Annotated in this window: 1 protein-coding gene; it reads left to right on the top strand. The window is 59.4% G+C overall.

Features of this window, described 5'->3' with window-relative positions:
- Positions 1 to 249, top strand: a 249-nt coding sequence (locus ACYYG1_RS17735; RefSeq protein ID WP_461211652.1) for a glycoside hydrolase family 3 N-terminal domain-containing protein, incomplete at both ends; no start/stop codon positions are given.

Consider the following 249-nt stretch of genomic DNA (forward strand, 5'->3'; position numbering starts at 1 on the left):
GCATCCTGCGCGATGAGCTGGGTTATGCCGGCGTAACGATTTCAGATGCGCTGGATATGGGCGCGATTGCCGAGCATTTCAGCCAGCAAGGGGCGGCTGAAAACGTCTTTGCCGCCGGGGTGGATATCGCCCTGATGCCTGTCAGCATCGCTTCGCCATCTCAGGCTAACCTGCTGCCGGACCTGATTCGTTACCTTGCGGACCGGGTGAAAACAGGGCATCTCAGCGAGGCCGATATCGATGCTTCGG

Source organism: Desulfocurvus sp. DL1XJH-121, from assembly GCF_054819825.1.